This is a genomic window from Luteitalea sp., assembly GCF_022842525.1.
Taxonomy (GTDB): Bacteria; Acidobacteriota; Vicinamibacteria; order Vicinamibacterales; family Vicinamibacteraceae; genus Luteitalea.
In genome coordinates this window covers 1-26,692 of sequence record NZ_JALHPM010000046.1, presented here as the reverse complement: position 1 = coordinate 26,692, position 26,692 = coordinate 1, and the positions used below count along the sequence as shown (strand labels likewise).

The window sequence follows — 26,692 nt, the reverse complement described above, 5'->3', positions numbered from 1 at the left end:
CCTCCGGTGTCCGATTCGATCCTGACAGCGCCACCCGCCTCGCTCACCCCGGCGATGCGTCAGTTCCAGGATGCCAAGCGTCTGCATCCCGACGCCCTCCTGTTCTTCCGGATGGGCGACTTCTACGAGCTGTTCCACGAGGATGCCGTGGTGGCGGCGCGCGCCCTCGAGCTGACGCTGACCTCCCGCTCCAAGGACGCCACCGGCACCGGCATCCCGATGTGCGGCGTGCCCTTCCACGCCGCCGACGGCTACATCACGCGGCTGATCCGGCAGGGCTTCAGCGTCGCGATCTGCGACCAGGTCGAGGATCCGAAGACCGCCAAGGGCCTCGTCAAGCGCGCCGTGACCCGCGTGGTCACGCCGGGCACCCTGACCGACGCGGCCTATCTGGACGCCCGCGCCCCGGCCCTGCTCGCCGCCGTGCTGCCGCCCGGCAAGGGCAGCACCACGTGGGGGCTGGCCTGGGTCGAGCTGTCGACGGGCGACTTCGCGGCGACCGAGTTCGAGGGCGACGCCGCCGACGCCCTTCTGCGCGAGGAACTGGGGGTGCTCGCGCCGCGGGAACTGCTGCTCCCCATCGACGCCGACCTCGACGTCCTGCGCGCCGACGGAGCCACGCTGCCGGCCGTGACGCGCCGCGAGGGCTGGCAGTTCTCCCTCGACGCCGCCCAGCGGGCGCTCACCGAGCAGTTGCAGACCGCCGGGCTGTCCGGCTTCGGGCTCGATGGGCATCCATGTGCCGTCGGGGCGGCGGGCGCCCTGGTGCAGTACCTGCGCGACACGCAGAAGGGCGACCTGACGCACGTCCGGAGCCTCGCCTACCGCGAGACGCGCGACGGGCTGATCATCGACGCCACGACGCTGCGCCACCTCGAAGTGCTCGCGTCGACCGAAGGCGAACGCCAGACCTCGCTGCTGGGCGTGCTGGACGAGACGGTGACGGCCATGGGCGCGCGGCTGCTCCGCGCCTGGCTCACCAAGCCGCTGGTGGCGCTCGACGCCATTCGCGATCGCCTCGACGCCGTCGAGGATCTCGCCTTCCGCACGATGGAGCGCGGCACGCTCCGCGACACCCTCAAGCAGGTGTACGACGTGCAGCGGCTCGTGGCGCGCGCTGCCCTCGGCACAGCGGGCCCCCGCGACCTCGTGGCCCTCGCCCGCTCGCTCGGCGCCGTGCCCGACCTGCGCCAGACGCTGGCCACCCTGCAGGCCCCGTTGCTGGCGCACCTGAGCGAGGCGCTCGACGACCTGCCCGACCTGCGGGCGCGCATCACCAGTACCCTGGCCGACGAACCGCCCATGCTGGCTCGCGATGGCGACGTGATCCGTGACGGCGCCGACCCGGAAGTCGATCGCCTTCGCGGCCTCAGTCGCCGCGGCAAGAGCGACATCTCCGCGATGGAAGAAGCCGAGCGGCAGCGCACCGGCATCACCTCGCTGAAGATCCGCTTCAATCGCGTCTTCGGCTACTACATCGAGATCTCGAAGGCCAACCTGCACGCGGTGCCGGCCGACTACATCCGCAAGCAGACGATTGCCGGTGGCGAGCGCTTCATCACGCCTGGCCTGAAGACCTACGAGGAACAGGTCCTCCACGCCGACGAGCACCTGACCACGCTGGAACTGGCGCTCTTCGAGGCCCTGCGCCGCGAGGTGGCCACGCAGGCCACGGCCCTGCAGCGGACGGCCCACGCCCTCGCGACGCTCGACGTGCTGGCCACCTTCGCCGACGATGCGGCGAGGCGCAATTACAGCAAGCCGCACCTGCACGACGGCGACGACCTGTCGGTCGTCGAAGGCCGCCATCCGGTCGTCGAGACGATGACGCGCGAGGCGTTCGTCCCCAACGACCTGTCCCTCGACGGCACGACGCAGCAGCTGCTGGTGATCACCGGCCCGAACATGGGCGGCAAGAGCACGTACCTGCGCCAGACCGCCCTGCTCTGCCTGATGGCGCAGGCCGGCTCGTTCGTGCCTGCCCGCCAGGCCAAGCTGCCGGTCGTCGACCGCATCTACGCCCGTGTCGGTGCCGCCGACAACATCGCCCGCGGGCAGTCGACGTTCATGGTGGAGATGCAGGAGACCGCCAGCATCCTCAACACCGCGACGTCGCGGAGCCTGGTGGTGCTCGACGAGATCGGCCGCGGCACCTCGACCTTCGATGGTCTGAGCATCGCGTGGGCGGTCGCCGAACACCTCGCGACCAACCCGAAGGCGCGCCCGAAGACGCTGTTCGCGACCCACTATCACGAGCTGACCGACCTGGCCGATGCCCTGCCGGGTGTGGCCAACGCGCACCTGCTCGTGCGCGAGTGGCAGGACCAGATCGTCTTCCTCCGCAAGGTCGTGCCGGGGCGATCCGACCGCAGCTACGGCATCCAGGTCGCCCGCCTGGCCGGGCTGCCGACCAGCGTGATCCGCCGTGCCCGCGAGATCCTCACGGGCCTCGAGCAGGACGAACTCACCCGCGGCGGCCGCCCCACCATCGCCGGCGCCACGGCGTCGACAGGTCCCCAGCAGCAGCTCGGGCTCTTCCAGGCGCCGCCCGACGAGCGGCTGCGCGATCGCCTCCGCGAGATCGACATCAACGGCCTGACGCCCCTGCAGGCGCTGACCCTGCTGGCCGAGCTGAAGGAGGAGGCTGGTGACTAGGCGCGGCGTGCTGGTCGCCCTGACCTGCCTGGCGACGCTCCTCGCTGGCGGCTGTCGCGATCGTCAGGCGTGGCACGATCCGGCCGTCGTCGTCGGGATCGCCGTCGGACCCACCAACCTGGATCCGCGCGTCGGCAGCGACGAAGCGAGCCAGCGCGTCCACCAACTGCTCTACGCGTCGCTCGTGCGGCTCGACGATCAGCTCCAGGTGGTGCCCGAACTGGCCGAGCGCCTCGAGGCACGCGACGACACGACGTTCGTGGCCCACCTGCGCCGAGGCCTCCGCTTCCATGACGGGTCGGAGCTCGATGCCGAGGACGTCGCCTGGACGTTCCGCAGCTTTCTCGACGCGTCGTTCCTCTCGCCGCGCAAGGGCGCCTACGCCCAGCTCGCTGCGGTGGATATCGAGGACCCGCACACCGTCGTCTTCCGGCTCAAGGAGCCGTTCGCGTCGTTCCCGGTCAATCTCGTGATGGGCATCGTGCCGTCGGGCACGCCGGCCGGTGCGCCGGCCCGCATCGGTGCCGGACCGTACCGGTTCGTGCGGATGCAGTCGGACGATCGCGTCGAACTGGCCCCGAACGCCGACTACTTCGAGGGGCCGCCCCGCAATGCCGGCGTCGTCCTGCGCGTGATTCCCGACGACACGATGCGCGGGCTCGAGCTCCGCACCGGCGCCATCGATCTCGTGATCAACGACATCGCGCCCGACATCGTCCGCACGCTCCAGCAGGAAGACCGCATGCAGGTGGTGACCGCCCCGGGGCTCGACTACGCCTACGTCGGCCTCAACATGCGCGATCCGCTGCTCGCCGACGTCCGCGTGCGACGTGCCCTCGGCCTCGCGGTCGACAGCGCGGCCATCATCGAGCACCTCCGCCGCGGGCTGGCCGTGCCGGCGACCGGCATCATCCCGCCGATGTCGTGGGCCCATGCGTCGGACCTGCAGCCGACCCCGCACGACCCGGCGCTGGCCGGTCGCCTGCTCGACGAGGCGGGCTATCCCGATCCTGACGGGGCGGGGCCGTTGCCACGGCTGCGTCTCACGCTCAAGACGTCGACGGCGGAGTTCGTGCGACTGCAGGCGGCCGTGATCCAGCAGGACCTGGCCCGCATCGGCGTCGCCGTGGACGTCCGCACGCACGAGTTCGCGACGTTGTATGCCGACGTGCTGAAGGGCCGCTTCCAGATGTTCACGCTGCAGTGGGTCGGCGTCACCGACCCCGACATGCTGCGGCGCGTCTTCCACTCCACCCAGATGCCGCCGGCAGGATTCAACCGCGGCTTCTTCAGCGATCCGGTGGTGGACGCGATGATCGACGAGGCGACGACGACCGCCGATCCGGCGGCGCGGCGCGCGCGCTACGTGGACGTGCAGCACCGCCTCTTTGCGGCCGCGCCGTACGTCAGCCTGTGGACCAAGGTCAACGTCGCCGTCGCGCAGCCCTGGCTCCGTGGCGTCCACCTGACGCCGCAGGCCAGCTTCGCCACCTTGCGGCACATCACGAAGACCGTCGAGACGGCTGCCGCGGCAGGTCACTGACCGTCGACCTGAAGGTCGACGGCTACAAAGGTCGACGGCGACAGTCGCCGGCTCCAGTCGCCGGCCCTACGACTTCGGCAGATGCTCCGCGATCAGGGCCACCACCACGTCGGGCGACTCGGCATGGATCCAGTGCCCGCCATCCCGGTGATGCAGATGCACGCGGGCTCGCCCTTCGGCAGGCGCTGCGTCGAGGGCGGTCAGGCGTGCGACGGCCTCCGGTGAGATGACCGACGACTGCGACGCCTTCAGCACGTGGATGTCGTGACCCGGCGCCCCCGGGTCGAGGGCGGTCCACAGCGGTGTCTGGAAGAACTCGTGCAGCAACTGCTCCATGACGTCGAAGTCGAGCCGCCAGCGAAACGCATCGGTGTCATGCGCGAGATTGGTGGACATCCACTGCGCCACCTCCGTGCTGAAGCCGCCGGCCTCGATGCCGGCGATGGCCTCCTGGCGGGACCCGAACGTCTGAGGCAACCGCCGCACGATCCCGAGCATGTCCCAGGCGCTGCCCGAGGGCGCCTTGGCTTCGGGAGTCGAGTCGATGACCCAGGTCTGCAGGGGCCGCGCGGCCTGCCGCAGGGCGTAGGCCAGGGCCACCTTGCCGCCGAAGGAATGGCCGAGGACGGCGTCCGGCGTGACGCCCTGCGCCGCCCCCCAGGTCTCGATGTCGGCCGCGAGGGCGTCCAGGGTGCCGCACTCGGGCCCGGGGTGGGCATCCCCGTGGTGCCGCATGTCGGCGAGCCAGCAGCCCCAGTCGGGCCGCTGCTCGACCAGCAGGCGCGCCACCGCCAGCCAGTTGCGTCCACGTCCGTAGATGCCGTGCAGCATCAGCAGTTGCTTGGTGCCGGGCGCGGTCGCCCCGACGTGCCGGGCCACCATGGGAGAAGTCGGCGTCATCCGCTCCACGGTATCCTTCAGGACGCCCTTTGCGCCAACGCCCCGACCCCGTGCCCGCCGACGACCAGCTCTCGCTCTTCGACCTCACCCCGCCCTCACGCGGTCGCGACGACGACAACGTCGAGCCGGAGGCGGACTGGCCTGCCGACGTGCGCGCCCTCGGCGAGCGCATCCCCTCGTCGGTGCGCTTCGGCACCAGCAGCTGGAGCTTTCCCGGCTGGGCCGGGATCGTGTATCGCCGTCCGCGCACCCAGACGGAGCTCGCACGCGAGGGGCTCCGCGAGTACGCGCGCTATCCGCTCTTCGGCACCGTCGGCATCGATCGCAGCTACTACGCGCCGCTGACCAGCGAGGAACTGAAGCGCTATGCCAGCCAGCTGCCGTCGGGCTTCCCGTGCTGCGCCAAGGTGCCGGCGATGTATGCCTCGCCCGTCCTGCCCGGGAGTGGCCGTGACTCGGCCGCCATCCCGAACCCGGACTTCCTGTCACCCGAAGGGTTCCTTGCCGACGTCGTGCAGCCGTTCCTGCTGTACTTCCGCCACCATCTCGGCCCGTTCGTCCTCGAGATTCCCCCGGTGCCCCCGGAGGCCCGCCTCGAACCACAGGCGTTTGCCGATCGGCTGGCGCGCTTCCTCGAGGCCGTGCCACGCAGCTTCCCGATGTCGGTCGAGTTGCGGGACCGGCGGCTCATCACTCCGGCCTACGCCGCGGCCTTGCGCGAGCACGGCGCCGCACACGTGCTGAACTACTGGTCGGCGATGCCGCTGCCCGCCGAGCAGGCGACCAAGGTGGACGTGACCCGCGCGCCGTTCGTCGTCGTGCGCCTGCTGCTGCGGCCGGGCACGAAGTACGAAGCGCGCCGCGATGCCTTCCGGCCCTTCAACCGGATCGTCGAGCCCGATGAACGCCTGCGTCTCGATGTGACGAGGCTGATCAGTGACGCGACCGGCCGTCAGCAGCCGGTCTACGTCCTTGTGAACAACAAGGCCGAAGGGTCGGCGCCGCTGACGATTCGCGCGCTGGCCGAGCACCTCGTTGCCGAACTCGACCATGCACGCTCTTCAGATTCGCCCCCCTGACACGCCACCACGGAGGGTGGCCCGACTGCTCACCTGGCCCGTCCTGCCCCGCGTGGTGATGATGGCGATGCTGTCGGGCGCCCTCCTCGGCAGCCTCGGCTGTTCGTCCTCGAGCGTGCCCACGGCGCCCCGCGGCGCGGCCATCGTCACCGTGCGCGTGATCGACGAGCAGTTCCGCATGCTGCTGACGACCCCGGCGCAGATCGAGGCCGCGCGGGCGGCCCAGGCGGGCGGGCCCGCCTCGATTCCCAACGGCCGTCTCGTCGCCGGTCCCCAGGTCAACACCGGCTACTCCTGGCACGTCGTCGACGTCGAGTTCGCCGAGGCGACGGTCGAGGTCTGCGATGGCCTGCCGTCTCACGTGCAGCGCGAAGGGGTGCAGTTCGGGGCCGGGCGCTACTGCCCGTGGAGTGCCCGCATCGTCGGCATCGAGGTCACACCGTAAGCACGAGCTTGCCGATGTGGGCGCTCGACTCCATGACGGCATGGGCCTGCGCCGCCTGCGCCAGCGGCCATGTCGCGAAGACCTGCGGTCGGATGGTGCCGGCGGAGAGCAGCGGCCACACCTCGTGCTCGAGTGCCGCCGCGAGGCGCGCCTTCTCCTCGAGACTGCGTGGCCGCAGCGTCGACCCGGTGAACGTCAGCCGTCGCCGCATCACCAGTGACGCATCGACCGTCGCCTTGGCGCCCTGCAACACGGCAATCTGCACCAGACGCCCATCTTCGGCCAGCAGCGACAGGTTGCGGGCGACGTAGTCGCCGCCCACCATGTCGAGGATGACGTCGACGCCTCGTCCGCCGGTGGCCTCGCGAATCACCGTCACGAAATCGTCGTTGCGATAGTTGACGGCGCGGGTGGCACCCAGGGCCTCGCAGGCGGCGCACTTGTCCGGCGTCCCTGCCGTGGCGAACACGGTCGCCCCTCGATGCGCGGCCACCTGGATGGCCGTCGTCCCGATGCCACTCGACCCGCCGTGAACGAGCAACGTCTCGCCGGGTGCGAGGCGTCCGCGCTCGACCACGTTGCTCCACACCGTGAAGAACGTCTCGGGGATGGCGGCCGCCTCGACGGGCGAGAGTGCTGCGGGCTGCGGCAGGCACTGCCCCTCCGGCGCGACCGCGTACGCCGCGTAGCCACCGCCCGCGAGCAAGGCACACACCCGATCGCCGACGCGCCAGCGCACGACGTCCCGACCGCAGGCGACCACGTCGCCTGCGACCTCCAGCCCCGGGAGATCCGACGCCCCGGGAGGCGGGGCATACCGGCCCATGCGCTGGAACACGTCGGGGCGGTTGACACCGGCCGCACGGACCGCGATGAGCACCTCGTGCGGGCCGGGCACGGGCACGGGGCGGTGCCCCGCGACCAGTACGTCCGGACCGCCGGGTTCGCGGATCTCGACCACGTCCATCAGGGCAGGCAGGGACATCCGCCGAGCATACGTCAGAGCCCGTATGATGGGCGGATGTCCGGGCGCGGCTCCTTCGTGCGTGATGCCGTCCTGCCGATGGTGAAGCTGGCGGCGCCGGTCATCGCCGCAGAGCTGGGCTGGATGGGCATGGGCGTGGTCGACACGTTGATGGTCGGGCCGCTCGGGGCGGCGCCGCTCGGCGGCACCGGGATCGGCAGCACCCTCTTCATCGCCATCGGCATCTTCGGGATGGGCATCCTGCTCGGCCTCGACACGATGGTCGCGCAGGCCTGGGGCGCCGGCGATCGCGAGGCGTGCGACCGGTGGCTGATTGCGGGCCTGTGGCTGGCCCTGCTGGCGACGATCCCGCTCGCCCTGCTGCTCGTCGTCCTCTGGCAGCTGCTGCCGGTCCTCGGGTTCCATCCCGACGTCCTGCCACACGTCACGGCCTACTTTCCCATCGTGGCTACCAGCCTGCCGCCACTGCTGATCTATGCCGCGCTGCGTCGCTACCTGCAGGCGCTGTCGCAGGTGGCCGCGATCGCCTTCACCCTGGTGTCGGCCAACCTCGTCAACCTGGTCGTGAACTGGGTGCTGATCTACGGCATCGGGCCGGCCCCGGCGCTCGGCGTGCGCGGGGCGGCGTGGGCGACGCTGATTTCGCGGGTCTACATGGTGGGCGTGCTCGGCTGGGTCGTGTGGCGACTGCACCGCGGCGGCCCGGCGGCCCATCTCTCGTGGCGGCTCCCCACGGCCCGCGTGCGCCGTCTGCTGACGCTCGGCCTGCCGGCGGCCGCCCACCTGACGTTCGAGGTGGGCGTCTTCAGTGCCGTGACGGCCATCGCCGGCCAGTTGCCGCCCGACTCGCTCGCGGCGCACCACATCGCGCTCAACATCGCCAGCGTCGTGTTCATGGTGCCGCTCGGCGTGTCGGCCGCCGCGGCCGTCCTGGTCGGCCAGCACGTCGGCCGTGGCGACGGGCGCGGTGCCCAACGCGCCGGCTGGGCCGCCATCGTCGTCACGCTGGGGTTCATGGCCACCGCCGCCGTCGCGCTCTTCACGATACCGGCCGCCTTCATCCGGCTGTTCACGGCCGAGACCGCCGTGATCGCGATCGGCTCCCAGTTGCTCGGGGTCGCGGCGACCTTCCAGTTGTTCGACGGTCTGCAGGTGACGACGACGGGCGCGCTGCGCGGGCTGGGTGAGACGCGTGTGCCGATGTTCATCAGCCTGGTGGGCTACTGGGTCAGTGGCCTGCCGCTCGGCTGGTGGCTCTGCTTCCGCGCCGGCTACGGCGTCATCGGCCTGTGGCTCGGACTCGCGGCGAGCCTGTGTCTGGTCGGCACGGCGCTGCTCGTCCTCTGGCACCGCCGCATCGGCCAGGCGACGCGCCACCTGCGGCCCGTCGTGGCATCCTCCTGACGTGACCCTCGACCGACTCGATGCCGCACTCGGGCCCCTCCCCCGCGTGGCCCTCGGCACGTGGCCCACGCCGCTGGTGCCGCTGCCCCGCCTCGGCGAAGCCCTGGGCATCGACCTCTGGGTGAAGCGGGACGAGTGCAGCGGACTGGCGCTTGGCGGCAACAAGGCCCGGAAGCTGGAGTTCGTGCTGGGCGAGGCCCTGGCGGCCGGGGCACGAACGATCGTGACCGCTGGGCCATTGACGTCGAACCACACGATGATGACGGCGGCGGCGGCCCGACGACTGGGGCTCGACGTGCACGTCGTCCTCGGCGGCGACGCCCCCGCCCAGGCGACGGGCAACCTGGCGCTGACGCATCTCTATGGCGCACACGTCCACGTCACGCCCATGAACACGGCCAATCCGTCGGCGGCCGACCTGGCGACATCACGGGGGCTGTGCGAGCGGATCGTCCGCGAGACCGGCGGGTACTGGATTCCGCCCGGCGCCACCATGCCGTCGTCGGTGCCGGGCTACGCGGCCTGCGTGCGGGAGATCGTCGAGCAGCACGCCGGCAGGTTTCCGTTCGACGTCGTCCTCGTGGCGTATGGCACGGGGTCGACGTCGGCGGGCCTGTACGCGGGCCTGGCGCTGGCCGGCATTCCTGCCACGGTGCAGGCCGTGGCCGTCTCCTCGCGCGCGGCCATGGATCGCTTTGCCGCGTCGCCACCGACGACGCTCGTCCAGGCCGCCATCGAGTTGTACGGCTGGCCCCTGGATCTGGCACAGTCGACGACGCGGTGCGTGTGGGAGCGGCCGGTGGACGAACCCGGGTACGGCATCGAGACGCCGGCCTCGCAGGCCGCCCTGCGCCGCGTGGCGCGCGACGAGGGCTATCTGCTGGATCCCACGTACACCGCCAAGGCCGCCGCCGCGCTGATCGCGATGGCCGGCGACGGCAGGATCGCGGCAGGGGCCCGCGTCCTGTTCATGCACACCGGGGGGCTGTCGACCACCGCCGCCGCCCAGGCTCATTGAGGTTCGGAGTGTCACGATGACCACCGCCCCACCACTCGGCGCCGGCGTGACGGGCCTGGTCCCGCTCCGGCTCAACGATGCGCACTGCCATTTCTTCTCGCCGCGCTTCTTCGACGTGCTCGGCCGCCAGAAGGGCCTGCCCGGCGATGCGCCCGGTGTCGAGGTCACCCGGCTGGTCGGCTGGGAGCACCCGGGCACGGCAGAGGCCCTCGCCGATCGCTGGGCGGACGCGCTGTCAGCCGACGGCGTCGGGCGGGCGCTGCTGATCGGCAGCGTCCCCGGTGAGGAAGAACAGGTCGCGCGCGCCGTGGCGAGACACCCCGACCGCTTCGTCGGGGCCTTCATGCTCGATCCGACGCAGGAGGGCGCGCTGACGCGGGTCGCCTGGGCGCTGGCGCAGCCGGGCATGCGCGTCGTGTGTCTCTTCCCGGCCATGCATGGCTATGCGCCAAGCGATCCGCGCGTCCTCGGCCTTGCCGAGCAGGTCGCCGGCAGTCCCGGCACCGCCCTGTTCATCCACTGCGGGGTGCTGAGCGTGGGGATCCGGAAGACGCTCGGACTGCCGAGCGCCTTCGAGGCGCGCTACGGCAATCCCCTCGAACTCCAGGGCGTGGCCCTGCGCCATCCGTCCTTGCCGATCATCGTGCCCCACTTCGGCGCCGGCTTCTTCCGTGAGCTGCTGATGGTGGCCGACACGTGCCCCAACGTCGTGGTCGACACGTCCTCCAGCAACGCCTGGATGAAGTACAGCCCGGGCCTGACGTTGCGGCACGTCTTCGCCCAGGCCCTCGCCGTGCTGGGACCGGATCGGCTGTTGTTCGGCACCGACTCGTCGTTCTTTCCGCGCGGCTGGCACGCGGCCGTCCGTGACGCCCAGCTCGCGGTGCTCGAAGCGCTGGGGGTGCCACAGGTCGATCAGCAGGCCATCTGCGCCGGCAATTTCGACCGGCTCTTCCCGCGGCGATAGGTGTCGCGAGCGCCAGGGCGGGTCGCGTTTCGGCGCCCTTGTGCGTCGCGCCGGTGGGAATCGTTCTGTTATCGTGTCCGCCATCGCGTACGCTTGGCGAGCGCGACGACCTGTGACCGACACACCCTTCACACCCATGCGGACCGTCTGCAGCGTGCTGCTCGTCGGGCTCGTCAGCTCGGTGCAGGCACAGGACCGTGCTGCGGTGTCGCCGCCTGCCGAGACCTACACGCACACCATCGTCCGCGGGGACACCCTGATCGGCCTGTCCGAGTGGTTGTTGATCGACCCCCGGCGGTGGCCGGCCGTCGCCCGCCTGAACCGCGTCCGCCAACCGCGACGTCTCCGACCCGGCCGGCCCCTGGTGTTTCCCCTGGCCTGGCTGCGCAGTGTGCCGGGCCAGGCCGAAGTGCTCTGGGTCCGCGGCCGCCCGCAGGTGGACTTGCCGGACGGCAGCCGCCAGGTGGCGCTGCTCGGCGCGACACTGCCACCCGGCAGCGTGGTGGTGACCGGGCAGGACGAGCGCGTCCGCCTCCTCCTCTCCACCGGCAGCACCGTCACGCTCGGCGCGGATGCCCGGCTCACGCTCGTCGAACTCAGAACGCTCGAGGGCCCGCAGGTCAAGCGGACCACCCTCGGCGTCCAGCGCGGACGCCTCGAGTCGGTCGTCGCCCCTGCCACCCACCCGGCGCAGAAGCACGAGATTCGCACACCGCTGGTGACCAGTGCGGTGCGCGGCACGGACTATCGACTCGAGGTCGGCCCGACCACCGTGGCCACCGAAGTGACCGAGGGCGCGGTGGCGGTGTCGCCTGATGCGGGGACGGTGCTGGTCGAACGCGGCTACGGCGCCATCACGCGCGCCGACGGCACCACTGGTCCACCGCGTCCCCTGCTGCCGGCCCCCGACCTGAGCGGGGCCCCCGTCAGACTCGACCGCCTCCCCGTGCGGCTTCGCTGGCCCGCCGTCCTCGGTGCGACCGGCTATGTGGTCGAGATCTCGCCCGCGGCGGCGCCACCCCCGCTCGTGCACCAGCGAGTGGTCTCTCCGGAGATGACCTCGGCCGATCTGCCCGATGGCGACTACGTGCTGCGGGCTCGCGCCGTCGACGCCGATGGCCTGCAGGGCCTGGAGACGACGCGGCCGTTCGAGGTCGATGCGCGACCGGTGCCTCCGCTCGTCGAGGCGCAGGCCGATGGCCCGGTGCGGTACGGCGACACGCTCGCGCTGCGGTGGACCCGCCCCGAGGGCGTCGAGGCCTTCGACCTGCAGGTGGCGCGCGAGGCCACCTTCGACGCGCCCCTGGTCGAGCGAACGGCGCTGACCGACAGCGCGCTCACCCTGCCCCTGCCGCCGGGCCAATACCTGTGGCGGCTCGCGTCCCGTCACGCCGGCGAACGCGGCCCCTGGAGCGATCCGGTGCCGGTGGAACTTCGCCCGATGCCACAGGGCGGCCCGCCCGCCGGCGCGCAGGTGCAGAAGACGCAACTCGTGCTCAGCTGGTCCGCTGGTGTGCCGGGCGACCGCTACGCCGTCCAGGTCTCGGCGGACCCGCTGTTTGCCAGCCCCCTCGTGGAGACCGAGGTCGCCGAACCCACCCTGACGCTCGCCCGCCCGGCTCCTGGTCGGTATCACGTCCGGGTGCGTATCGTGAACGCCGAGGGCATCACCGGTCCGTACGGGCCGGTGCAGGTCCTCGACGTCCCGAAGCTGCCGCGTCGCAAGTGGTGGTGGTGGCTCCTGATCCCGCTCGGCGCCGGGGCCCTCGTGGCGGCGCGCTGACATGCGCCCCCTCGCGCGCCGACGGTACACCACCGCGGTGAGCCTCGTCGTGGCGCTCGTCGTCGCGCTGCTGATGGAGGCATGGCACGTCGGCCGACGCGTCGACGCGTGGCTCTGGGACGGCGTGGCGGCGCGCCTGGCGCCGCCTGTCGACAATGGCGGGACGCTGGTCTTCGGCGTCGACGACGACTCGCTGATGGCCCTCGAGCCGCTGGTCGGCGCCTGGCCGTACCGGCGCGACGTCTGGGCGCACGTCCTCGACTACCTCCGCGAGGCTGGCGCGGCCCATGTCACGGTCGACGTGCTCTTTGCGGACCCAAGGGACGGTGACGCGCAGTTGGCCGACACGCTGGCCCGCTCGCCAGCCGTGACCCTCGCCGCCGTGCCCGTGCCGTTCCGGGTGTCCCCCAGGGGCGCGCCCGCGAGGCCGCCGACCATCGGACTCGACGTGCAGGGGGAAGGGCCGGTCCGGGAGGCGCTCGACCTCGTGGGCCCGCGTCCCGAACTGCAGGCGGTGGCGCGCCTCGGCGTCGCCGTCACGCCGCCCGACGAGGACGGGATCGTCCGTCGCCTCCCGCTCCTCACGCGCATCGGCACCGTGACGCTGCCGGCCTTGCCGATCGCGTCGCTGGCGGGCCCGACCCGGACGGCGGCCTGGCAGTCGTCCTGGTGGGGCACCAGCCTCGCGCTGGCGGACCAGTCCGTGCCGGTGGATCGGGACGGGCTCGTGCAACTGCGCTACCCCGCCGCCATCCCGGACCTGCCCACGCTCCCCTTTGCCCGTCTCGTGCAGGCCGCGGTGCGTGCGAACGGCGATCAGACGCTGCGCGAGGCGGTGCGGGGGCGACGGGTGTTCATCGGGGCCACGGCGTTGCTCCTCGAAGAGGCGGTGCCGACACCGATGGGCCGCATCGCGGGCGTCGAGTTCCTGCGCCTGGCCACCGTCCTCCTCCGCGATCGCGCGGTGGTCCGGCCGCGCACGTGGCTCCTGGACGTCGGCGTGCTGGGGATGGCGCTGGGCGTACTCCTGGCCTCGCGCCTGCGCCGCTCGACGCCCACCCGCGCCCTGCTCGTGGCGTGGATGGCCGCGTGGCTGCTCGTGCTCGGGATCGCCGCCGTCCTCCTGCTCACCGCGCATCAGCGGGTGTGGCTGCATGGGCCGCTGGCGGCCACGGCGGCGGCGGCGGCCACCATCGCCGTCGGCGACCTGGCCCGCGTCCGTCGCGATCGCGCACGCCTCGCCCAGGAACGCCTCGCGGCGGAACGGGCCTCGGAACTCAAGACCCAGTTCCTCAACCACATCGCCCACGAGCTCCGCACGCCGGTCACGGCCATCCTCGGTTTCGGTCGGCTCATCATCGAGGGCCGGGACGCGGGCGACCCGCGCGAGTATGCCCGGGTGATCACGCGCAACGGCGTGCACCTGCTGCAGTTGGTCAACAACCTGCTCGACGACGCCACCCTCGCCGTGGGGCGCGCGCGCATCGACCCGCAGCCGGTCGACATGCGCCAGGTGGTCAGCGATGCCCTGGCCACCGTCGAGGGACTGCCCCGCCACGAGGACGTGGCGCTCTCGGGCGACGTGGCCACGGACGTGCCCGCGTACGTCCTGGTCGACGCCCTGCGCGTGCGGCAGATTCTCCTCAACCTGCTGGCCAACGCGATGAAGTTCACCGAGGTCGGCCGCATCCATCTGGCGGTCGCCTGGCAGGCCGACGGACTGGTCGTCACGGTGCGCGATACCGGGACCGGCATGTCGGCCGACGCACTCGACCGCGTCTTCGAGGAGTTCGAGTTCGCCACGGCGAGGGCGGTGCGCGCCGGCGGCACGGGCCTCGGCCTCAGCGTGTCGCGCCGTCTCGCCCGTCTCATGGGCGGCGATCTCACTGCCGAGTCCGTCGAGGGACGCGGCAGCTGCTTCGCCCTCACGCTCCCAGCCCGGTCGGCCGACGCGCCCCCCGAGACCACACGCCACGAGGACGACGGCGAGGACGGCGACGCCGACGGACCGCTGGTCCTCGTCTGCGACGACGTCGAAGACATCCGCCAGCTGTTCGCGGTCGTGCTGGCCGCGGCCGGCGCCCGCGTCGTCACCGCCAGCAGTGGGCGCGAGGCGGTGGCCCTCGCCGCGGCGATCAGCCCGGACGTCGTCCTGCTCGATCTGGATCTCGGCGACCAGGATGGCCTGACGACGGCGGACCAGCTGCGGGAGGCGGGCTACACCGGCCCGCTCATCGCCGTCTCGGGCAGCGGAGAGGATCGATCCGCGGCGCTGCGTGCCCGGGGCTTCGCCGATGCGGCACGCAAGCCCGTGTCGACCGCCTTGCTCGTGGACCTCGTCGCCCGGCAGGCGCGCCGCTGGCAGCCGCGGCGGCCCGACGCCCGCGACTGACGCGTCAGCGCACGTCGACGAGTTCGACTTCGAAGACGAGCGTGGCGTCCGGCGGAATGACGGGGGCTGAGCCCTCCGCGCCGTAGGCCAGTCGCGCCGGGATCGTCAGCTCGCGCGTGCCGCCCTCCTTCATGCCCTCGATGCCACGCTCCCAGCCGGGAATGACCTGCCCGCCACCGAGCACGAAATCGAACGGACGCCCAGCCGTCCGCGACGAGTCGAACGGCCGTCCGCGACGCTCGGGCGCGGCGCTGTCGTACAGCCATCCCGAGTAGTGGACGACCAGGCGTCGCCCCCGGTCCGCCGCATCGCCGGTGCCCCTGACGACGTCGCGGACCTGCACGGTCTCGAGGGTCGTGCGGGCCCGCGCCGCCTCCTCGGGGGTATAGCGCGCGCCGCCACCACAGCGCACGCCGGCACCAGCAGCCAGCAGCACCAGGATGAGCGCGTGGACGCGCGTGGACAGCAGACGGTGGCGACGGGTGGGGGTCATGGTCACGTGCGTTCCATCGGAGTCGGAAGACGATCGGGCGCCGCGATTACTGCGCGGGCAGCGCCAGCTCACTGGGTAGATGTGGTTCGCGAAGCAGTCGCATGAAGACGTCCCAGCGCCGGTCCGGCCGGTCGCCCGTGCCGCCGTGCGCCTCGACGAACGCCCTCACGAGATCCTCCCCGAGGTTGTAGTTGATCACATAGCTGCGGTAGCGCTCGAAGAACCGGACGCGCTGGGCGGCCCGCGGCTGATCCATGAGGGCGTAGCGCTGGAGCCAGGTCTCGGCCTGCTCCAGGGGCATGGTCCCGTCCAGGTACTGCCGCGCGGCTTCATTGCCCGCGTAGGACAGCCGTGCCACCAGGTGCTGCACATGCCGATAGCGGTCGGCCTGGGTGGCGTCGAGCCCTGCCAGCGGAAAGAGCACCTCCCGATCGAAGGCACGCCGGTCCTCCTCCGGAAACGCCACGGTGATGCCGAAGTTGGCCGTGCCCTCGGCAATCAGGCTCTGCGGCGAGAACAGCGGATACACGGCCCATTCGATCCAGCCGCGCCCCCGCACGAGGTGCTGCTCGATGAGGACGTTGTAGACATGATGGCCGGGGTATCCCTCGTGGCACGCGAGGTCGAGCGCGCGGTCGATGACGATCGGCAGGTCCGTGTTGACCTCGATGCGGCTCCGATAGTCGCCCTGGTACCAGTTGTACCCACTCCAGGGTCTGTTCGTGACGTACGCCAGCGTGAAGGTCTCGCCCTCGGGCAGGGGCACGCGCGCCAGCGTCCGGGCGCGGCTGGCGTCGATGGCGGCGCGGAACACGCGATCGACGCGCTCCGGCGGCACGACGAACGCCGTGCGAAAGCGCTCGTAGCGCTCGCCGAGCGGTCCGTCGCCGGGAAGGACGGCCTCGAGCGCGGCGAGGACGGGCTCGAAGTGGGCCGCGTCGTGCGTCGGCGCCACCGCGTCGTACAGCGCACGGGACTCCTCGTCGAAGGACACGCGGGCGCCGGCCTGCATCGCGACGCGTGCGGCCAGGGCCCGCACCTGGGCGCGGAGCATGCGCAGCCGTCGCGCCGTCGGCTCGTCGGTCGGCGGGGCCACGGCCATCAGGCGCTCCTGCAGGTCCGCCGCCGCCTGCGCGATGTCGGGCAGGGTCGCCGCGGCCGCCTCGACGTCGGTCGTCAGCGACGCCGGGCCGTAGCAGGCATCGACGGCATCCGCATCGTGGACGCCGAGCGCCAGCACCAGCTGCACGTACGCGTGCGCAAGGGCATCCATGGGCGAGGTCGGCAATCCGGTCACCGCTGGACGAACGTCGTCCCCTCCACGTTGACGATCCGGCCGGTACCATCGAGGACGAAGATCTCGAGCCGCCGCGCATCGTCCATGTCGAGCGTGAAGATGTCTCCGCGCCCCTCGAGGGCCGCCAGCGCGTCGGGAGGCGCGAGCAGATGCCCCTCGATCACCCACTCGCCCGGCGTCAGGGTACCCTCCTGCATCTGCCAGTCACGGTAGACATCGATCTCGTACGCCGCGGGCAGGGGGCGGTCCGGCGCCTTCGGATCGTGCAGCTGGCCCTCGCCGAACAGTCGCTCCACCAATCGCAACATGCCTGATCTCCCTCGACGTGTCTGGCGCGCGACCCTGCGTTTCGTGGCGCTCGGCTGGCTGTTGATCGTGGCGCCCGTCGAACTCGCCTCGACGCTCGCGGCGCGGCTGTCTGGCCCGATGCCCGCCATCGGCCTGGCGGGCGCGGCCCTGGTCCTGCTGCGCGTCCTGACGGTCGCCACCGGGCTGATGCTCGGCCGGCAACTGGCGCAGGGCGACGTCGACGTGCGCCGCCTGGCCCTGGCATGGGCCTGCGCCGATCTTGGCACGCTGGCCCTCGTGCTGGCCAGCACGCGCCTGCCCTCGAATCGTCCGCCGGGTGACGCGCCCTTCGTGTGGGCCGTGTATGCCCTCGCCGCCCTCGTCGTCGTCCTGGCCGCGCGACGCCGCCCTGAGTGCCCGCCGCGCGCGTGAGCCCGTCACCGTGACACGGATGGGTCTTGCCGGTCCTCGAGGCTCGGAGTAGCATCCCCGCTTTCCACATGTTCCACGTGTGGCCGTTCAAGGGTCTGTCCGAGGAGGCTGTGGTGGTGATCGCAACGCGCGTGCGCACGGCGGCGATGGGGGTGGCGTGTGTGGTGGGGCTCGGGGCCGTCGCGCAGACGCAACCCGTCGCGCCCATTGCCATCCGGAACGCCCGCATCGTGCCCGTGTCAGGCGCGCCGATCGACGCCGGGACGATCGTGCTCGCCAACGGCCTGATCAAGGCCGTCGGCGCCAGGGTCGACGTGCCGGCGGAGGCCGTGGTCATCGACGGATCGGGACTGACCGTCTACCCGGGCCTGATCGATGCCTTGACCGACCTCGGGATGTCCGCGGCGCCACCGTCCACGCCGGGCAGCGGCGCCGGACAGGGCCCGCCCCGACCGACGGGTCGCACCATCCGCGGTCCGCAGGACCGCCCGGCAACGACGCCGTGGGTGCAGGCCGCCGACGAGTTCCGCGCTGACGACCAGAAGATCGAGACCTGGCGCAACGGCGGCGTGACCACCGTGGTGACCGCCCCGCGCGGCGGCATCTTTCCGGGACAGGCCGCCGTGGTGAACCTGAGCGGCGATCGGCGTGAGGACGTCGTCGTCCGCCGAGCCGCCGGCGTGCCGCTCGTGCTGACACCGCCGGCCGGTGGCGGCACCTTTCCCGGATCCGCGATGGGGGTGCTCGCCTACGTGCGGCAGGTCTTCCTCGATACGCGCACGGCCGCCGAGCAGGTGCGCCGCTACGAGCAGGAGCCGCGCGGCAAGGCCCGCCCCGATCACGATCGCGCGACGCAGGCGCTGCACGCCGCGATCCAGGCGAAGGTGCCGTTCCTCCTGCCCGCCGCGAGTGAAGTGCAGATCGACCGCGTGCTGGCGCTCAGCCGCGAGTTCGACGTGCCGACCGTCCTGTACGGCGCGCACGAGGGCTACGCCGCGGCCGGCCGCATCGCCAAGGCCCGCGTGCCCGTCGTTGTCAGTGCGAAGTGGCCCGAAGCGCCCCGCGACGCCGACCCCGACGCCGACGACCTCCTGGAGGTCCTCGAGTTGCGCGACCGGGCGCCGCGGACGCCGGCCGCGCTGGCCGAACAGAAGGTGCCCTTCGCCTTCGCGTCCGACGGTCTGCCAGGCCCGGGCGAGTTCCTCGCCAACGTGCGGAAGGCCGTCAAGGCCGGCCTCGCGCCCGACGCCGCGCTGCGGGCCCTGACCCTCGATGCCGCCCAGATCTACGGGGTGCAGGATCGGCTCGGGAGTCTCGAGGCCGGCAAGATCGCCAACCTGATCGTCGTGCGCGGCGACCTGCTCGGTGACACGAGCACCGTCGCGCACGTCTTCGTGGATGGACGCCGGTTCGACGTCCCACCCGATTCGGGTGCCGCACGCCCCACGGGCCCCGGACGAGGCCCGGGCCGTCCCGGTGAAGGAGACCGTCGATGATCCGTCGTGTCCTGCTGGTCCCCGCGCTGGTCGCCGTCACGGTCGTTCCCGGCGGCGCTGCCTTCGCGCAGGGCGCCGCGCCCGTGACCGCCATCCGCAACGCCACCATCCTCACCATCACGAAAGGCACGATCGACAAGGGCACGATCGTCATCCGCAACGGCAAGATCGCCGCCGTCGGTGCCAACGTGGACGTGCCGCGCGGCGCCACCGAGATCGATGCGACGGGCCTGTTCGTGATGCCGGGCATCATCGACGCGCACAGCCACATCGCCGTCGACGGCGCCGTCAACGAGTCGAGCCTGTCGGTGACGTCGATGGTCGGCGTCGAGGATGTCCTCAACCCGAAGGACATCGACATCTATCGCGGGCTGGCCGGCGGCGTGACGTCGGCCAACGTCCTGCACGGGAGCGCCAACGCCATCGGTGGCAAGAACGCCGTCATCAAGCTCCGCTGGGGCAAGGACGCGCGGGGGCTGCTGTTCGAGGGCGCGCTGCCGGGCATCAAGTTCGCGCTCGGCGAGAACCCGAAGCGGGCCAGCGCCGCGGGCGGCAACGCCGAACGGCGCTACCCGGCAACGCGCATGGGCGTGATCGACGTCATCCGCGAGGCCTTCGTCGAGGCGCGCGCGTATCAGGCGACGTGGCGGGCGCACGAGGCCGCCGTCAAGGCGGGTGACCGCACCGCGATCGCCCCGGCACGCGACCTGCGACTCGAACCGCTCGTCGAGATCCTCGAGGGCAAGCGACTGGTGCACGCCCATTCGTATCGCGCCGACGAGATCCTCCAGTTGATCCGTCTGGCCGAGGAGTTCAAGTTCCGCATCGCGACGCTGCAGCACGTGCTCGAGGGCTACAAGGTGGCCGACGAGATCGCCAGGCACGGCGCCGGCGCCTCGACGTTCTCCGACTGGTGGGCCTACAAGGTCGAGGCCTACGACGCCGTCCCGCACAACGCGGCCCTGATGACCGACCGCGGCGTGCTGGTGTCGATCAACTCCGACAGCGCCGAGGAGCACCGTCATCTCAACCAGGAGGCGGCCAAGGCCATGAAGTACGGCGGGCTCACCGAGGACCAGGCGCTCGAGCTGGTGACGATCAACCCGGCCCTGCAACTCGGCGTCGACAAGCGGGTGGGCTCCATCGAGGTCGGCAAGGACGCCGATCTGGTGCTGTACTCCGCGCACCCGCTCAGCACCTTCGCCATCCCCCGCCAGGTGCTGATCGACGGCGTGGTCTATTTCGACAGAGAGAAGGACCTGCAGCAGCGGCAGGTGCGCGCGGCGCAGAAGCAGGCGCTCAAGGACAAGGCCAGGAGCACCGGCACGGCCAAGCCCACCGCCCCGGACACCACACCCAAGGCCGAGACCACCACGCCCGGTCAGGAGGACCTCCGATGAGCCCGCGTCATCCCCTCATGCGGTCCGCCGCGGCCATCGGTGCGTCGATCGGGGCCTGCGTGGCGCTCGTCTCCGGCCGCCTCGAGGCGCAGGCGCCGGCCAGCATCTACGCCATCACGGGCGCGCGGGTCTCGACCGTGTCCGGCGCCGTGCTGGAGAACGCCACGGTGGTGATCGCCGATGGCAAGATTCTCTCGGTGGGCCCCACCGCGATCGTGCCCTCGGGCGCCGAGGTGATCGACGGCGCCGGCCTCGACGTCTCGCCGGGCTTCTTCGACGCGATGAGTCAGCTCGGGCTCACCGAGATCGGGGCGGTCAACGCCACCAACGACATCACCGAGGCCGGCGCCTTCAACCCGCAGGTCGACGCCGCCACGGCCATCCATCCGTCCACGGATCACATTCCCGTCGCGCGCGCCAACGGCATCACGCATGCCGTGGCGGTGCCGGGCATGCCCAGCGGCTTCCTCGGCGGCGGCCCGGTCATCGGCGGCCAGGCCTCGGCCATCCATCTCGATGGGTGGACCGTCGAGGAGATGCTGCTCGGTCGCTCGGTCGGCATGGTCGTGAACTGGCCGTCGGTGCAGGCCCGGTCGTTCGACTTCGCGACGTTCTCGCTGCGCGCGCGGCCCTATCGCGAGGCGAAGGAGGAGCAGGCGAAGCAGACGCGCGAGATCGCACGCTGGCTGGCCGACGCCCGCGACTACCGCCTGGCCCGCGGCAAGGGCGGCGAGCGCATCGAGCGCAATCTCAAGCTCGAGGCGCTCGGGCCGTACGTCAGCGGCGAGAAGCCCTTCCTCGTGCGCGCCGACACCGAGCGGGACATCCGGGACGCCGTGGCGTTCTTCGTCGACGGCCAGAAACAGCGCATGGTGCTCGTCGGCGCCGACGAGGCGTGGAAGGTGGCGAGCTTCCTCGCCGAGAAGAAGGTCCCGGTGATCATCGGCCCCACCCAGGCCCTGCCGCGGTCCGACGACGACCCCTACGACGCGACGATGGCCGCGCCGGCGGTGCTGCACGCGGCGGGGGTCACCTTCGCGCTGTCCACGTACAACTCGTCGGACGTCCGCAACCTGCCGTACGAGATCGGCACCGCCGTCGGGTTCGGCCTGCCGCGCGACGTCGCGCTGCGTGCCATCACGCTCGCGCCCGCACAGATCCTCGGGCTCGACGCGCTGGTCGGATCGATCGAACCGGGCAAGGTCGCCAATCTGGTCGTCACGCGCGGCGACCCGCTCGAGATTCGGTCCACCGTGACGCATGTGTTCGTCAAGGGGGTCCCGGTGTCCCTGGAGACGCGTCACACCACGTTGTACGAGAAGTACAAGGGGCGACCGCGCCCTGCAGCGGCGGCCCGCTAGCGGCGCGGCGACCGCCGCTCGGGAGGACCACGGCCGGGGTGGCTGGCGACGGCCCCGGCCGCACGTGTTTCATCGCCGCGGGTTTGGGCTACGATCCCGTGTCGATGTCCACCGTGCCCACGTTCCCTCCTGCCGACGCGCGTCCCTCCGTGCTCGGCCCGACCGTCGTCATCTCCGGCTCCGTGAGTGCCGAGGAAGACATCGAGATCCACGGCACGCTGCGCGGCCACCTCGCGGCGCCCGACCACTGCGTCCGGCTCGAAGCCGACGCCCACATCGAGGCCGATGTGCTGGCGCGCGACGTGACGGTGCTCGGCACCGCGACCGGCAAGTTCACGGCCACCGAGATCATGGACATCCGGAGCACGGCCCGGCTCCAGGGGCAGATCGCGGCGCCTCGCCTCGTCCTCGAGGAGGGCGCGATCGTCAACGCCAAGGTCGAAACCCGCAGCGTCGACGCCGCCGTGCGCGTCGCCCAGTACCGGAAACAGCGATAGCCGCTATGATGTCCTGATGACCACGGTCTCGCCGCGCCCCCTCCCAGGCACAAGTGCCACCGACGCCTGGACGACTGTCGATGCGACCGAGCTGTACGACATCGACCGCTGGGGCAACGGCTACTTCTCGATCGGCGAGAAGGGGCACGTGCTCGTCCACCCGACCAAGGAGCGCGAGCGGTTCATCGACCTCAAGGAGTTGATGGACCGTCTCCAGATGCGCGGCATCACGCTGCCCATCCTGGTCCGGTTCCCCGACATCCTGAAGCACCGCCTCGGCGACATCCACGGCGCCTTCCAGGCGGCCATCCAGCAGCACCAGTACACCGGCAAGTACACCTGCGTGTACCCGATCAAGGTGAACCAGCAGCGCCAGGTCGTGGAAGAGGTGCTGCAGTTCGGCCGTCCGTACAACTTCGGTATCGAAGCCGGCAGCAAGCCGGAGCTGATGGCGGTGGCGGCACTGGCCTCCAACGACACCCCGATCATCTGCAACGGCTTCAAGGACGCCGAGTTCATCGAGATGGCGATGCTGGCCCAGAAGATCGGGCGCAACATCATCCCCGTCGTCGAGAAGTACACCGAGCTCGGCCTGATTCTCGAGTATGCCGAGAAGGTCGGCGTGCGCCCGCAGATCGGGTTCCGCGTCAAGCTGGCCGCGCGCGGCAGCGGCCGCTGGCAGAGTTCGGGGGGCTATCGCTCGAAGTTCGGCCTGACCGTCACCGAGATCATGCGCGGGCTCGAGGAGCTCAAGTCCCGCGGCATGGGCGACTGCTTCAAGCTGCTGCACTTCCATCTCGGCAGCCAGATCCCCAACATCCGCATCGTGAAGGGCGCGCTGGTCGAAGCGGCGCGCATCTACTGCGAACTGCACAAGGCCGGCGCCGGTCTCGAGTACATGGACGTCGGAGGCGGGCTGGGTGTCGACTACGACGGCTCACAGACCAACTTCGAGTCGAGCATGAACTACACGCTCCAGGAGTACGCCAACGACGTGGTGTACCACCTGCAGCAGGTCTGCGACGAGACCGGCGTGCCGCACCCGACCATCGTGTCGGAGAGCGGACGCGCCATCGCCGCCTACCACAGCCTGCTCGTGTTCAACGTCCTCGGCGTGTCCGAGTTCGGCGAGGAGCGCGTGCCGACCGAGGTCAGCGACGACCTCGAGCAGCCGGTGGCCGACCTGATCGAGACCTTGCGCAACCTCACGGGCCGCAACGCCCTCGAGAGCTACCACGACGCGCAGGCCGCCCTCGACATGGCCATGAACCTGTTCTCGGCGGGCTATCTCTCGCTCGAGCAGCGGTGCCACGCCGAGAACCTGTACTGGCACATCTGCATCAAGCTGCAGAAGCTGGTGGCCGGGCTCGACCACGTGCCCGAGGACCTGCAGTCACTCGACGAACTGCTGTCGGACACGTACTTCTGCAACTTCTCGCTGTTCCAGTCGATCCCGGACAGCTGGGCGATCGGCCAGCTGTTCCCGGTGATGCCCATCCACCGCCTCGAGGAACGGCCGACGCAGCACGCCGTGCTCGGCGACATCACCTGCGACTCGGACGGCAAGATCGATCAGTTCATCGACCGGCGTGACGTCAAGAAGACACTGCCGCTGCACACGATCAAGGACGAGCCGTACCTGCTCGGGGTGTTCATGGTGGGCGCCTACCAGGAGATCCTGGGCGACCTCCACAACCTCTTCGGCGACACGCACGCGGTGCACGTCAGCCTGAACGACAAGATGGAAGTCGTGCTCGACGCCGTGATCAAGGGCGACACGGTCAAGGAAGTGCTGGACTACGTCGAGTTCGACGTCGAGCACCTGCTCGGCAAGATGCGCATGGACGTCGAGGAAGCCGTCCGCGCCGGTCGCCTCGACTACCTCGAGTCAGGACGCCTCCTCCGGTTCTACGAGGAAGGCCTGCACGGGTACACGTATCTCGAGGACCCGAACGAGAGATAGAGCGCCGTCAAAGGTCAAAAGGGCAAAAAGGGCCACTGAAGGGCAAAACGACACCACCGAAGCATCAAGGTCGAAGACTGGAAGGGTAGAAGCCATCAAGGGCATCGCGGAACGACCTCGCGACGTGCCGCCACTTCGACCCTTGGAGCTTCCAGCCTCCGTCTTCACACTTCGGTTCTGTCGTTTTGCCCTGTTTGCCCGTTTTGCCCTTTTGCACTTTGACGAGTGCCGCCCGTCAGGCGCGCTGCTCGCGGGGGCCTCGCGGCGGCCGCGGGCCCCGCCGCTCACCGCGGTCCCCTCGATCGCCCCGGTCCCCGCGTCCGCCGCGATCGTCCCGATCGTCGCGCGGGTCGTCGAACTTGCGGCAGGCGGCCGCGAAGCGACGCTCCAGCGCGGCGGCTTCCTCTCCCATCATCGGTCCGAGACGGCCCCACGCGGCCCGTGCCACCCGCACGGTCTCCTGTGCGGCGCGGCGCTTCGTCTGGTCGTCCACGCGACCGCCGATGGTGTTGGACGCCAGCGCCTCCTTCAGCATCGTGGCGAGCGCGGCGGCGGGTGCGACCTGCATCGAGGCCTGCGGTGCGGCCTGCGGTGAGGACAACTGCTCCACCTGCTGGACCAGTTCCGTCATCCGCGCGCGGGTCACGTCCAGGTCGAACGCGGAGTTCCTGAACGTGGCGGGGTAGCGCTCGACGAGCGTCTGCGCCGCCGCCGCGAACCGCTCCTGCATCGGTCGCACGATCTCGCGTGGCAGGGGCGGTCCGTTGCGCCAGGCCTGCCAGGCCTGATCGGCACTCGCGAGCGCGGCCGGGCCGGCCTCGGCGTCGCCGTCCGCGGCGGCCAGCGCCTCGAAGTCCAGCAGGGCCTGCTCGCGCGAGACGCGACGGCTGTCGAACTCGGCGGCGTGGCGGTTCTTGTAGCGCTCGAAGAAGCGATCGCAGGCGGCGCGGAACTTCTGCCACAACTGCTCGGACTTCTGCCGCTTGACGGGCCCACTCGCCTTCCACTCCGCCTGCAGCGCCTTGATCGTCTCGACGCCGACGTTCCAGTCGGTGGTCTCGGCGATGGCCTCGGCCTTCGCGATCAGCTCTTCCTTTACCGTCTGATTGGCACTCCAGACGTCCTTGCGCTGCGACAGGTCGTCCTTGCGACGCGTGAAGAAGCGGTCGCAGGCGGCACGGAAGCGATTGTTCAGGGCCTTGCCCTGCTCGCCGCGCGGGGCATGCCCGAGGGCATTCCACCGCTGCTGCAGGGCCTTCAAGGCGTCGGCGGTCTTGAGCCAGTCAGTGGACTCGGAGAGCGCTTCGGCCTGCTCGGCCAGCTGCGCCTTCTCCTGCAGCACGGCGGCGTCCTCGACGGACCGCTGCGCGAAGAAGGCGTCGACGCGCGTCTGCGCCGCATCGGCCGCCGCCTTGAAGCGCTGCCAGAGGGCGTCGCCCTCGGCGCCCCTCGGCCCGGCGCTGGCCTGCTTCCAGTCCTGCCGCAGATCCTTGAGCCGCTTGGCGACGTCGGGCAGCGCCTCGACCGCCGCCAGCGCCTCGACCTTCTCGCACAGCTCCTGCTGCACGGTGGCATTGGCCCAGCGCTTCCAGTCGTCGGCGCTGCGCAGTTCGCGCACCACGTCCATCAACCGGGCCTGGCATTTCTTGAGGCGCTCGACGATCGCCGCCTGGTCGTCGCGCGAGGGCAGCGCGCCGAGCTGCTCGGCGGTGGTCCTGGCGTCGCGCAGCGCCTGATCGGCATCCTTCAGCGGCAGGTTCTCGCGTGCCGCCACCGCCTCGATGCGATCGCACGCGTCGAGGGCCCGCTTGAGGTTCTCGGCCCGGGCCGCGCCTTCCTGCTCGCGGATCGCGGCGGTGCGGGCCGCGATCGTGCCCTCGGCCGCCTTCACCCGCGACACCAGGACCGCATCGACCGCTGCGCCGTCCTGCGCCAGCGACGTCCAGCGCTTGAGGAGCTCGGCCCAGCGCTTGTGGGCGTGCGCCAGGTCGTCGACGCCGGCCAGCTGCTCGGCCTCTTCGGCGATGGTCGCCAGTTCCGCGTGCCGCTCGGCATCGGCCAGGCGCGCCGCGAGGCGCGCCCGCTGCCGCGCGATGGCCGCGAGAAACCGCTGGTTGATGGCCTCGCTGCCCGGCTCGTGCTCGGCATCGAGCGCTCCCCAGGCGGCCTGCGCGGCCGTCACGGCGTCTTCGATGTCGTCGCCGGCGTAGTCCTCGAGCGGCTGACAGACCTCGGCGCGACGCGCGTCCTTGGCGGCGCGGGCCTCGGCCTCGGCCTGCGCGGCCGCCGCGTCA

The 26,692-nt window shown here is 71.2% G+C and carries 21 protein-coding genes; 15 read left to right on the top strand and 6 right to left on the bottom strand.

Annotation, left to right across the window (positions count from 1 at the left end):
• Positions 1-54 precede the first annotated feature (54 nt).
• On the top strand, positions 55-2,655 hold the full coding sequence (gene mutS, locus Q0C41_RS11575; protein ID WP_367079200.1) for a DNA mismatch repair protein MutS: 2,601 nt from the start codon (positions 55-57) through the stop codon (positions 2,653-2,655).
• Entirely contained in the window at positions 2,648-4,198 is a 1,551-nt protein-coding gene (locus tag Q0C41_RS11570; protein ID WP_291983908.1) for an ABC transporter substrate-binding protein, read from the top strand. The genes mutS and Q0C41_RS11570 overlap by 8 nt, the downstream gene beginning before the upstream one ends.
• Before the next feature lie 66 nt (positions 4,199-4,264).
• On the opposite strand, the gene Q0C41_RS11565 is transcribed toward Q0C41_RS11570, so the two are convergent.
• Positions 4,265-5,098, bottom strand: coding sequence for an alpha/beta hydrolase (locus tag Q0C41_RS11565; protein WP_291983906.1), 834 nt, complete (start codon positions 5,096-5,098; stop codon positions 4,265-4,267).
• 29 nt (positions 5,099-5,127) lie between these two features.
• Here Q0C41_RS11565 and Q0C41_RS11560 point away from each other — a divergent pair, with 29 nt between their 5' ends.
• Together Q0C41_RS11560 and Q0C41_RS11555 are read left to right on the top strand one after the other, a co-directional pair.
• The gene (locus tag Q0C41_RS11560) at positions 5,128-6,177 is read left to right on the top strand and encodes a DUF72 domain-containing protein (protein WP_291983904.1); all 1,050 of its coding nucleotides are present in this window, start codon (positions 5,128-5,130) and stop codon (positions 6,175-6,177) included.
• Positions 6,178-6,193: 16 nt separating this feature from the next.
• The gene (locus Q0C41_RS11555; RefSeq protein WP_291983902.1) at positions 6,194-6,622 is read left to right on the top strand and encodes a hypothetical protein; all 429 of its coding nucleotides are present in this window, start codon (positions 6,194-6,196) and stop codon (positions 6,620-6,622) included.
• Here Q0C41_RS11555 and Q0C41_RS11550 read toward each other — a convergent pair.
• A complete protein-coding gene (locus Q0C41_RS11550) occupies positions 6,612-7,607 on the bottom strand; it encodes an NAD(P)H-quinone oxidoreductase (protein WP_291983900.1) in 996 nt (331 codons plus the stop codon). The two genes, Q0C41_RS11555 and Q0C41_RS11550, sit on opposite strands and share 11 nt — an antisense overlap.
• Positions 7,608-7,643: 36 nt before the next feature.
• On the opposite strand from Q0C41_RS11550, the gene Q0C41_RS11545 reads away from it, so the two are divergent.
• The 5 genes from Q0C41_RS11545 (at position 7,644) to Q0C41_RS11525 (ending at position 15,171) form a co-directional block, all read left to right on the top strand.
• On the top strand, positions 7,644-9,011 hold the full coding sequence (locus Q0C41_RS11545; RefSeq protein ID WP_291983898.1) for an MATE family efflux transporter: 1,368 nt from the start codon (positions 7,644-7,646) through the stop codon (positions 9,009-9,011).
• A gap of 1 nt (position 9,012) precedes the next feature.
• The gene (locus Q0C41_RS11540) at positions 9,013-10,029 is read left to right on the top strand and encodes a 1-aminocyclopropane-1-carboxylate deaminase/D-cysteine desulfhydrase (RefSeq protein ID WP_291983896.1); all 1,017 of its coding nucleotides are present in this window, start codon (positions 9,013-9,015) and stop codon (positions 10,027-10,029) included.
• Positions 10,030-10,045: 16 nt separating this feature from the next.
• On the top strand, positions 10,046-10,996 hold the full coding sequence (locus Q0C41_RS11535) for an amidohydrolase family protein (RefSeq protein WP_291983894.1): 951 nt from the start codon (positions 10,046-10,048) through the stop codon (positions 10,994-10,996).
• A gap of 136 nt (positions 10,997-11,132) precedes the next feature.
• Positions 11,133-12,779, top strand: coding sequence for a FecR domain-containing protein (locus Q0C41_RS11530; RefSeq protein ID WP_291983892.1), 1,647 nt, complete (start codon positions 11,133-11,135; stop codon positions 12,777-12,779).
• 1 nt (position 12,780) lies between these two features.
• On the top strand, positions 12,781-15,171 hold the full coding sequence (locus tag Q0C41_RS11525; RefSeq protein ID WP_291983890.1) for a CHASE2 domain-containing protein: 2,391 nt from the start codon (positions 12,781-12,783) through the stop codon (positions 15,169-15,171).
• Positions 15,172-15,175: 4 nt separating this feature from the next.
• Here the strand turns inward: Q0C41_RS11525 and Q0C41_RS11520 are convergent, their stop codons facing one another.
• From Q0C41_RS11520 to Q0C41_RS11510, 3 genes are read right to left on the bottom strand one after another with little or no spacing between them, the layout of a single operon-like run.
• Complete coding sequence (locus Q0C41_RS11520) at positions 15,176-15,664, bottom strand: FKBP-type peptidyl-prolyl cis-trans isomerase (protein WP_291983927.1); 489 nt, start codon at positions 15,662-15,664, stop codon at positions 15,176-15,178.
• A 46-nt stretch (positions 15,665-15,710) separates the two neighbouring features.
• On the bottom strand, positions 15,711-16,937 hold the full coding sequence (locus Q0C41_RS11515) for a hypothetical protein (protein ID WP_291983889.1): 1,227 nt from the start codon (positions 16,935-16,937) through the stop codon (positions 15,711-15,713).
• 20 nt (positions 16,938-16,957) lie between these two features.
• Positions 16,958-17,269: a hypothetical protein gene (locus tag Q0C41_RS11510; protein ID WP_291983887.1), complete on the bottom strand. Its 312-nt coding sequence runs from the start codon at positions 17,267-17,269 to the stop codon at positions 16,958-16,960.
• Between Q0C41_RS11510 and Q0C41_RS11505 the strand changes: the two genes are divergently transcribed.
• The 6 genes from Q0C41_RS11505 (at position 17,268) to speA (ending at position 24,398) form a co-directional block, all read left to right on the top strand.
• Positions 17,268-17,681 (top strand): hypothetical protein, encoded by a 414-nt coding sequence (locus tag Q0C41_RS11505; RefSeq protein WP_291983886.1) that lies wholly within the window; start codon positions 17,268-17,270, stop codon positions 17,679-17,681. The genes Q0C41_RS11510 and Q0C41_RS11505 overlap by 2 nt on opposite strands.
• Before the next feature lie 68 nt (positions 17,682-17,749).
• Complete coding sequence (locus tag Q0C41_RS11500; RefSeq protein WP_291983884.1) at positions 17,750-19,177, top strand: amidohydrolase family protein; 1,428 nt, start codon at positions 17,750-17,752, stop codon at positions 19,175-19,177.
• Complete coding sequence (locus tag Q0C41_RS11495; RefSeq protein ID WP_291983882.1) at positions 19,174-20,577, top strand: amidohydrolase; 1,404 nt, start codon at positions 19,174-19,176, stop codon at positions 20,575-20,577. The genes Q0C41_RS11500 and Q0C41_RS11495 overlap by 4 nt, the downstream gene beginning before the upstream one ends.
• Complete coding sequence (locus tag Q0C41_RS11490; RefSeq protein WP_291983880.1) at positions 20,574-21,938, top strand: amidohydrolase family protein; 1,365 nt, start codon at positions 20,574-20,576, stop codon at positions 21,936-21,938. The genes Q0C41_RS11495 and Q0C41_RS11490 overlap by 4 nt, the downstream gene beginning before the upstream one ends.
• Before the next feature lie 104 nt (positions 21,939-22,042).
• On the top strand, positions 22,043-22,435 hold the full coding sequence (locus tag Q0C41_RS11485; protein ID WP_291983877.1) for a polymer-forming cytoskeletal protein: 393 nt from the start codon (positions 22,043-22,045) through the stop codon (positions 22,433-22,435).
• A gap of 16 nt (positions 22,436-22,451) precedes the next feature.
• Entirely contained in the window at positions 22,452-24,398 is a 1,947-nt protein-coding gene (gene speA / locus Q0C41_RS11480; protein WP_291983875.1) for a biosynthetic arginine decarboxylase, read from the top strand.
• 235 nt (positions 24,399-24,633) lie between these two features.
• Here the strand turns inward: speA and Q0C41_RS11475 are convergent.
• The coding region (locus Q0C41_RS11475; RefSeq protein WP_291983873.1) for a DUF349 domain-containing protein at positions 24,634-26,692 on the bottom strand (2,059 nt) is incomplete at its 5' end.